We start from the raw sequence: 9,014 nt of genomic DNA on the forward strand, positions 1-9,014 counted from the left end.
CGGTCCGGCGAACCGGGCCGGGGCCCGGCGCTTGTCCCGTCGAAGGCCCCCAACGGGGCCGCACGACGGAGTTCCCATGGTCGATCACCCCAAGCCCCCGTTCCCGCAGCCGCCGATTCCCTATCCGGGCCAGTCTGGAGAGATGGTTCCGAAGCCGGATCACGGCGAGGAGAGCTACAAGGGCTCGGGCAAGCTCGCGGGCAAGGTCGCGCTCATCACGGGTGGCGACAGCGGCATCGGCCGGGCGGTGGCCATCGCGTATGCCCGCGAGGGCGCCGACATCGCCTTGAGCTATCTCGACGAGCACGACGACGCCCGGGACACCGCCGCCTGGGTGGAGAAGGCCGGCCGCCGCGTCGTCCTGCTGCCCGGCGACGTCGCCGATCACCGCCACTGCGCGAATCTGGTCGAGAAGACCGTTTCGGAATTCGGCCACCTCGACATCGTCGTCAACAACGCGGCCTTTCAAAAACTTGCCGACACCCTCGAGGACATCGAGATCGCCGACTGGGACCGGCAATACGCCGTCAACGTCCACGCGATGTTCTACATCCTGAAGGCCGCCTCGCCGCATCTGAAGGCGGGGGCGTCCATCATCAACACCTCGTCGGTGAACGCCAAGAACCCGGTGGAGCAGCAGCTCGCCTACTCGTCCACCAAGGCGGCGATCGCCAACATGACCACCAACCTCGCCAAGATCCTCGGGCCGCGCGGCATCCGCGCCAACGCGGTGCTGCCGGGGCCGATCTGGACCCCGCTGATCCCGGCGACCATGTACACCGAGCAGGTCGAGACCTTCGGCTCGAAGACGCCGCTCGGCCGCCCCGGCCAGCCGGCCGAACTCGCCGGCGCCTACGTGCTCCTGGCCTCCGACGAGGGCAGCTATATGAGCGGGGCGATGATCGCCGTGACGGGCGGCATGGTTACGATCTGAGCCGAAGCCCCTCGCGCGGCCTCAGGCCGGGCGCATCAAGCCGCGCGCGTCGAGGTAGCGTGCGAGGGTGTCGGCGGAGGCGCGTGGGTCGGCCAGGGCGACGTAGGTGTCGGGCCGCAGGAGGTAGGCCGCGTCGCGGGCGAGTCCGGCGCGGCCATACTCGGAATGCCAGTCGAAGACGTGGAGCGGGATGTTTCGCGAGGCACAGGCATCCCGCAGCTCCGGGGCGGCGCGCCCGTAGACATGGACCTGCCAGGCGATGGCGGTGAGCGGCGCGTGATTGTCCGTGCCGCCGATGGCGATCCAGGGAAGGCGGTCGCCGCCCCGGACCGTGCCGGCCACGCCCTGGCTCAGGGGGCTGTCGTGGTAGGTCAGCGCCGTCTGCGAGACCAGGCGGAACAGGCGCTTCCGCACGGCGGCGAGGCGGTAGGCGGCCCCCATGAGGGATGGGGCGATCCGGGTCCGCACGAGGTCGGCGATGCGGCCCTCGGCGGTGACGACGCCGAAGATGCGGTCGGTGGTGGCCACCAGGGTGCGGGCGAAGGCCCGGCGCTCGGTCTCGTAGGTGTCGAGGAGGCTGTCGGGGGCCTGTCTCTTCACCACGGCGGCGAGCTTCCAGGCGAGGTTGATCGCGTCGCCGAGGCCGGTGTTCATGCCCTGCCCGCCGACGGGGCTGTGCACGTGCGCGGCATCGCCGAGGAGGAACACGCGCCCGCGTCGGAAACGGTCGGTGACCCGATGGTGGACGCGGTAGGTCGAGAACCAGTGCACCGCCGCGACGCCGACGCTCAAAGCCGCCACGGCATGGTGGCCGACATCCTCGAAGGTGAGATGGTCGGGGTCCTCGATCCGATCGTCCCGCACGGTGCCGATGAGGCGGTACCGTCCGCCCTGGCCGTAGGCGATGAGGGCGACGAAGTCCGAGGTCGCGAGGCTGAGGTGGATCTCCCCGTCGGGTGCGAGGCCACGGACCTCGACATCGGCGACGTAGAAGATCTGGCGGTAGGTCTCGCCCGGAAAGCCGGCGCCGATCTGCTGCCGGACCAGGGAGCGCGCGCCGTCGCAGCCGGCGAGCGCGCGCGCCGTGCAGGTTTCCTCGGAACCGTCCGGCCCGCGCAGGCGGGCGCCGACCTGCCCGCCCGCCTCCGTGACCTCGAGCAGCTCCGTCTGCCACTCGACACTGATCCCGAGAGCCTGGAGGCGTTCGACGAGAAGCCGCTCGTGCTGGTCCTGGGGGTAGATCAGGACGAACGGGTAGGGCGTCAGCGTCGCCCCGGCTTCACCGAACCCGATCCGCGCCCTGCGCCGCCCCTCGGCCCAGAGATTGATGGCCGGGTTGCGGTGGCCGGCGGCGATCACGGCGTCGGTGAGATCGAGCTGGCGGTAGAGTTCGAGGGTGCGCGCCTGCACCGCCATGGCGCGGGAGGTGGTTCCGGGACCGGAGGCCTTGCTGACGATGCGGACCCGGATGCCCAGACGGGTCAGCCAGAGCGCGAGGACGAGGCCGGTCGGGCCGGCTCCAACGATCAGGACATCCTGCATGCCCCCTCTCCCACTGCGCCGCGCGACACCCCCCGATCACCGCCGGTTTCCGCTCCGGGCGCGACGGCACGGCGGGCGTTCGGTTGAGAGACGCTTATAGCACCGGGTCGGCGTCGATTCGCATCTTCAGGATCGCGTAGGGCGGCTGCTGCCGGTCCTCGCCGCCGTTGTATTCCGGCCGGCGGTTCACCTGGGCCGACGAGATGTGGAGCCAGCGGTCTTGGGTGATCCAGAACGTGTCGGCCCAGATCAGGCGCGGGTCGGAGGCAAGGATCTCGACGCTGCCGTCGGGGTTGCGGCGGCCCACCGCGTTGAATTCCTGCATGGCGAGATAGACCCGGTCCTTCGAATCCGTGGTGAGGCCGCCGGTCATGCCCTTCTCGCCGAGGTCCTCGACGGCCGCCGCCACGGCGGCGTCGGTGGCTCCCGGGTCGAGGAGGGCGGCGGTGTCCACCGCGTAGAGGTGGCGGCCGATGAGGGGGGCGTAGTACAGGCGCCGCCCGTCGGGGCTGAGCGCGATGCCGTTGGCGCCGCCCTGGACCGGACGGGGCGGGGCGCCGCCCTTCCGCTGCACCACGGCGCGGCCCTCGACGAACTTCGTCAGTCCCTTCTGCGACTTGGTGCTGGCGTGACCCTGGAGGCGCCGCACCACCCGCCCCGTGACGAGGTCGACGGCGAGGATCGCCCCCTCCCCGTCCTGGCCCTGATCGGTGATGTAGGCGCGGGCGTAGCCGTCGCGGATGTCGATGCGCAGGTCGTTGAGGGACGAGGTCGGGGTGATGCCGGATTCGAGGGGGACCATCCGGAGGATGCGGTTCTGCGCGATGTCCATCTGTACCAGCTTGGCGCCGCCCTTCACCGGCGGCCCGGCGCCGTCGGGCAGTCCGGCATCGAGGAGCCACAGGGTGTCGTCCCGGTCGAACACGCCGTTGGGCACGTGGAACAGGCTCGCCTGGGGTTTGGTCGTGTCGGGCTGGTTGGTCGCCAGGTCGGGATAGGGTTTCACCCCACCGCCGGGGAGAACCTCGCCCAGGGTGTAGGGCACCTTGGCGTCGAAGCGCGGCATCATGACGAAGGCCCGGCCCCCGCGCGCGATGGCGAGGCCCGTCGGCGTCGAGGGCGCGTCGGCGGTGAAGGCGAGTTCGAGGCCGCCGGGCGTGCGATCCGTCGTCACCGCGCCGGGCCCGGTCTTCTCGGGTTCGGTCCTCGCGGTCGCACGCGAAGCGGAAAGGGCGGCAGCCCCGGTGAGGCCGGCGGCGAGGAGGTCGCGTCGGGCGAGGGTCATGGGGGGTCCCGCAGGTTCGTGAGGGAGATCAGCCGTGCGCCGCGCCGCGGACCTTGAGGTCGATGGCGTGGATCGCGGGGCCGGACGCGATGAAGAGGCGGCGCCCGTCGGGGCCGCCGAAGGTGACGTTGGCCGCGTCCATCGCCGTGGCGATCCGCCCGAGGAGCCGGCCGTCGGGGGCGTAGATGCGCACGCCGTCGCCGCAGGCGGCGTAGACCCGCCCGTCGGCATCGACCGTGAGCCCATCCGGCACGCCCGCCTCCACCGTCGCGAAGGTGCGCGGGGCCGTGAGGGTGCGCCCGTTCTCCACGGGGAAGGCCATGATGGCGCGGGCACCCTCGGGATTGAGGGAGCCGCCGGTGTCGCTGACGTAGAGGAGGCGCCCGTCCGAGCTGAAGGCGAGGCCGTTGGGCTGGTCGAGGGCGTCGCTCATGCCGGCGAGCGTCCCGTCGGGGTCGATGCGGTAGACCCGCCGGGCGGCCTGCGCCGGCGCGCGGACGATCCCCTCGTCCGGCATGGAGATGCCGAAGATGGGATCGGTGAACCAGATCGCCCCGTCGGGCGCGAGGGCCGCGTCGTTGGGCGAGTTCAGGGGCTGATCGCGGTAGCGGTCGGCCAGGACCGTGAGGGAGCCGTCGGCCTCGGCCCGAACCACCCGCCGGCCCCGGTGCTCGCAGGTGACGAGGCGCCCCTTGGCGTCGCGGGTGTTGCCGTTGGCATTGTCGGACGGATCGCGGAAGGTTTTGACCCCGCCGTCGTCGCCGATGACGCGCATGCGGTTGGCCCTGACGTCGCTGAAGACGAGGCCGCCGAGGCCCGGCGCGTAGCACGGCCCCTCGCACCACCGTCCCCCGGAATACAGGGTGGCGAGGCGCGCCTGCGGATCGACCACGGCGGCGAAGTCCGGATCGTCGGTGTGCAGGGCCGCCGCGGCGAGGGCGCCCCGCGGGGCGGCCGCGAGCGCGAGGCCTAGGCCGGCCTGGCGGAGGAAGCTGCGTCGGAGCATCGTCGCCCAAGATTCGAGGGAAGAGATTCGAGGAACAGGATTCCAAGACGAGAAGGCGGGCGGCCCGCGAAGGCCGCCCGGTCCGAAGGGTCAGCGCGCCGGCTTGGTGGAGCCGGTGGCGTCCGGGGCGGCCGGCTTGAAGCTCCAGAGGTCGGTCGGCAGGGCCGCCGGGGCGTCGGGCTTGTAGAAGGCCGAATCCTGGATGCGCGAGGTGGTGACGTAGAGCGTCCCGTCCGGGCCTTCACCGAAGGTGTCGGGCCAGCGCAGGCGCGCATCCTTGATCAGGGTGGCGGTCGCCGACCCCTTGGCCGTGAGGTCGCGCACCTTGATGGAATCGTCTTGGGGCGAGGTGATGTACATCCGCCCGTCCTTCCGGGAGATGATGAGCCCGTCCGCCGGGCCGTTCTCGCCCACGACCTCGATCTTGCCCGCCAGGCTCTTGTCGGCGAGCGTCGTGGGCATCAGGGCCGTGGTGACGCCCTCGGCCAGCGCCTCCGTCGGCAGGCTGTAGAGGGTCTTCCCCTTGATCGCCTGCCAGTAGAGCGTCTTGCCGTCCGGCGAGAGGGCGAGGCCGTCGGCGGCGAACTCGACGCCGCGCCCGTCGGGCCGGCGCAGGGGCTTGCCGTCATAGGTCACGGTCACGCTCTTGTCGGGCTGCGTCGCGGGATCGCCGTCGAGGACGCGGCGGGATACCCCGCTGTCGAGGTCCACCACGACGAGTGCGCCCCGGGCGCCCGAATCCGTGAGATAGGCGGTCTTGCCGTCGGGCGAGAAGCGCACGTCGTTGAGGTAGGAGCCCTGGGGCGCCACCGTGTCGTTGAACGCGATGGTCCGGCCCGGCTGGTTGGTCTTGAGGTCGATCTCGACGAGCTTGGCGCCGCCCGGCACCAGCGCCCCCATGGCGGGGGCGGCGGGATCGAGGACCCAGACGTTGCCGTCGGGGCTCGCCACCACGCTCTGGACGCAGATCCAGTGATCCTTGGCCGAGACCTCGTCCTTCTTGGCGTTGCGCCAGGAATTCCAGGCGGCATCGGGGAAGGGCACGACCTTGCCGTCCTTCACCTCGGCGACGGACACCGCCGTGTCCTCGGTCCAGCGCGGAAAATTGACGAAGATCCGGCCGTCCTTCGACACGGTGACGCCGGTGACCTGATGCTCGAAGCTCGCGACCTTGGTCAGGTCCGCCCCGCCGGGGGCGGGCTGTGCGATCGCCGGAGCGCCACCGAGCGCGGTCCCGGCGACGAGGGCCGCCAGGAGGGGGACGGCCAGGGTGGCGGCGCGGGCCGAAAGGCGGGTCGTAGGGGATGTCATGCGTTGGGGCATCGCGATCTCAGGGACAAGGATTTTATGGACAGGATAGTCGGTCTTCATGCAGACAACGCACGGACCTGCGGCCAAGCTTCATTGGATTTCGCGGTGCAAGACATAATCGCACCGCATGATCGCCCCCGCGGGCCGGTTCGACCCATCAGAGTTTCGGCCTATCACACGCCGGCGCCGCGACGGCGCGGGGCTGCGTAATCCCGTCGGGCGGGCGGCAGAGCTTGATTTTGAACTCATAATCTCAGTAACGGGTTCGTGATGAGGTCTCGCCTGTCGTAAGTGGTGTCTGCGAAATGTAGGCAAGACTCAACTTTATTTCAGGATTAAGGGATTATTAGGGATGCTGGTCATACAAACCCGGAAACGCGATGGAGCCGTTCCAGCGTAGGGGGCAGCGGTGATGTTTGATTTGGGCGCGCGCGCGACGCTGGACGCCATCGATCGGTCGCAAGCGCGTATCGAATTCGACCTGGACGGAAAGGTCCTGGATGCGAACGCACTCTTTCTCGGGGTCGTCGAGTACACCCTCGACGAAGTGCGGGGCCGGCATCACAGCCTGTTCGTCCCCCCCGGGGAGCGCGAGAGCGCGGCCTACAAGGAGTTCTGGCGGGACCTGAATGCCGGCCGGCATCAGGCGCGGGAGTTCATGCGGATCGCCAAGAGCGGTCGCGAGGTCTGGATCCAGGCCTCGTACAACCCGATCCTCAACCGCAGCGGCAAGGTCGTGCGGATCGTCAAGTTCGCCACCGACATCACCGCGCAGAAGCTGCGTGCCGCCCTCGACGCCGGCCAGATCGCGGCGATCAACCGGTCCCAGGCCGTCATCCACTTCACCCTCGACGGCGTCGTCACCGACGCCAACGCGAATTTCCTCGATGCCCTCGGCTACAGCCTCGACGAGATCAAGGGGCGGCATCACCGCCTGTTCGTGTCGCCGGACGAGCGCGACGGTCCGGCCTATGCCGGGTTCTGGCGTGCCCTGGCCGGGGGCGAGCACCAGTCGGGTGAATTCAAGCGGTTCGCCAAGGACGGGCGCGAGGTCTGGATCCACGGGGCCTACAACCCGATCCTCGGGGCGGACGGCAAGCCCTACGCGGTGGTGAAGTTCGCCACCGACGTCACGGCCGAAGTCGCCGACCGCAACCGGCGTCAGCAGGGCCAGCGCGTCATCGACCGCGACCTCGGCCAGATCACCGAGGCGATCTCCGACGTGAGCCGGCGGGCGGCGACCACGGCGGAAGCCGCGGCGCAGACCTCCGGCAACGTCCAGGCCGTGGCGGCGGGCGCCGAGGAGTTCTCGTCCTCCATCGAGGAACTGAGCCGGCACGCCGTCGAGGCCAAGGGCGCGGCGGACGAGGCCGTGATCCGGGCGGGCGAGGCCGGAACGATCATCTCCGGGCTCACCGCCTCGGCCGAGAAGATCGGCGAGGTGATCACGGTGATCCGCTCCATCGCCGACCAGACCAACCTGCTGGCGCTGAACGCCACCATCGAGGCGGCGCGGGCCGGCGAGGCGGGCCGGGGCTTCGCCGTGGTGGCGGCGGAGGTGAAGGCGCTCGCCAACCAGTCGTCCCGTGCCACGGAGGAGATCGGCACGCAGATCGCGGCGGTGCAGAGCTCGACGAATCAGGCGGTGCGCGCCATCGAGGCCATCGGCCGGACCATCGGGCATCTCAGCGAGATCTCGCTCAGCGTCTCCTCGGCGGTGACGGAGCAGGCGGCGGTCACCCGCGACATGTCGGTGAACATGCAGAACGCGGCCCAGAGCGTCGAGCTCGTCCGCCAGACCATGGACGGCATCGCCCGGGCGGCCCACGACGTCGACGCCTCGGTGCAGGCGGTGAGCGGCGCGGCCCGCGCCCTCGCGTGAGGCCGCGAGGGGGCTGCCCGACACCGTGCGGCAGCCTTCTCATCCGATCCTCCGGATGATTGCCCATGTCGCTTGCGGGATGTGTCGCTTGCGGGATGTGTCGCTTGCGGGATGTGTCGCTTGCGGGATGTGGTGAAGCGCGGGTCCCCTCTCCTGGAAGGAGAGGGACAGGGTGAGGTGTGTGGATTCTCCGGACCGTTCACGACCCTCACCCCAACCCGCTCCCAAACAAGAGAGGGAGTTCCGGTGCGATCGCTCGATCCGAAGCGATCCGTTGAATAGCCGTCCTATTCCAGGTCCTGCAGGTGGCGGGCGGCGATGAGGGAGGCCGCCGTGCGGTTCTCGACGCCGAGCTTGGCGTAGATGCCCTCGAGGTGCTTCGTCACCGTGCGGGGGCTGAGGCCCAGGATCTCGCCGATGTCGCGGCTGGCCTTGCCGCGCGACAGCCAGAGCAGCACCTCGGCCTCGCGCCCGGTGATGGGCAGGCGCGCGCGCAGGCGTTCGAGCCCGGCCTCCGTCGGGTCCCGGGCGAGGCGCAGGAGGATCTCGTCGCCGGTCCCGCCGATGAAGCTCACGGTGTGGGCGACCCCGTCCCCATCGGTCAGGGCCAGGGGGGGCGAGGCCGTGCCGGCAAGGCAGGCCCGCAGCCATACCTGCGCCTGCGGCGGCAGGCCGCCCCCGTCCGGGTCGGTCAGCCCCGCGAGCAGGCGCGCGGCCTGGGGCGTCGACCAAAGAACCGCGCCCCGCCCGTCCACGGCGAACAGGGTGCGGCCGGTGGTGTCGAGGGCGGCCCGCGCGCTCTGGGCCGCCCGGGCGCCCGCGAGGTGGACCCGGATGCGCGCCAGGATCTCGTCCGGCGCGATGGGCTTCGTGACGTAGTCGACCCCGCCCGCCTCCAGACCCTTCACGATGTGCTCGGTCTCCGACAGGCCGGTCATGAAGATCACCGGCACGTGGCCGAGGTGGCCCTTGGCCTTGAGGCGCCGGCAGGTCTCGAACCCGTCCATGCCGGGCATCACCGCGTCGAGCAGGATGATGTCGGGGGTGATCTCGT

General features: G+C 70.5%; 7 protein-coding genes. 2 read left to right on the forward strand and 5 right to left on the reverse strand.

Features of this window, described 5'->3' with window-relative positions; all coding sequences use genetic code 11:
* The first annotated feature begins 76 nt into the window (after positions 1-76).
* Positions 77-934 carry an SDR family oxidoreductase gene (locus tag MKK49_RS15030; protein WP_244029745.1) on the forward strand — a complete coding sequence of 286 codons (858 nt, stop codon included), beginning with the start codon at positions 77-79 and terminating at the stop codon, positions 932-934.
* A gap of 21 nt (positions 935-955) precedes the next feature.
* On the opposite strand, the gene MKK49_RS15035 is transcribed toward MKK49_RS15030, so the two are convergent.
* The 4 genes from MKK49_RS15035 to MKK49_RS15050 all read right to left on the reverse strand — a co-directional run bounded on the left by MKK49_RS15035 (position 956) and on the right by MKK49_RS15050 (position 6,078).
* Positions 956-2,476: an FAD-dependent monooxygenase gene (locus MKK49_RS15035; protein ID WP_244029746.1), complete on the reverse strand. Its 1,521-nt coding sequence runs from the start codon at positions 2,474-2,476 to the stop codon at positions 956-958.
* A gap of 94 nt (positions 2,477-2,570) precedes the next feature.
* Positions 2,571-3,761: a major royal jelly family protein gene (locus MKK49_RS15040; protein ID WP_244029748.1), complete on the reverse strand. Its 1,191-nt coding sequence runs from the start codon at positions 3,759-3,761 to the stop codon at positions 2,571-2,573.
* Between the two features lie 28 nt (positions 3,762-3,789).
* Complete coding sequence (locus MKK49_RS15045) at positions 3,790-4,767, reverse strand: SMP-30/gluconolactonase/LRE family protein (RefSeq protein ID WP_244029751.1); 978 nt, start codon at positions 4,765-4,767, stop codon at positions 3,790-3,792.
* A 90-nt stretch (positions 4,768-4,857) separates the two neighbouring features.
* The gene (locus tag MKK49_RS15050; RefSeq protein WP_244029753.1) at positions 4,858-6,078 is read right to left on the reverse strand and encodes an SMP-30/gluconolactonase/LRE family protein; all 1,221 of its coding nucleotides are present in this window, start codon (positions 6,076-6,078) and stop codon (positions 4,858-4,860) included.
* Positions 6,079-6,490: 412 nt separating this feature from the next.
* Between MKK49_RS15050 and MKK49_RS15055 the strand changes: the two genes are divergently transcribed.
* Positions 6,491-7,960: a methyl-accepting chemotaxis protein gene (locus tag MKK49_RS15055; RefSeq protein WP_244029777.1), complete on the forward strand. Its 1,470-nt coding sequence runs from the start codon at positions 6,491-6,493 to the stop codon at positions 7,958-7,960.
* A gap of 287 nt (positions 7,961-8,247) precedes the next feature.
* Here MKK49_RS15055 and MKK49_RS15060 read toward each other — a convergent pair.
* Positions 8,248-9,014, reverse strand: a 767-nt coding sequence (locus MKK49_RS15060; protein ID WP_244029755.1) for a response regulator, incomplete at its 5' end; no start/stop codon positions are given.

Source organism: Methylobacterium sp. J-090 (genome assembly GCF_022829345.1).
Lineage (GTDB): Bacteria > Pseudomonadota > Alphaproteobacteria > Rhizobiales > Beijerinckiaceae > Methylobacterium.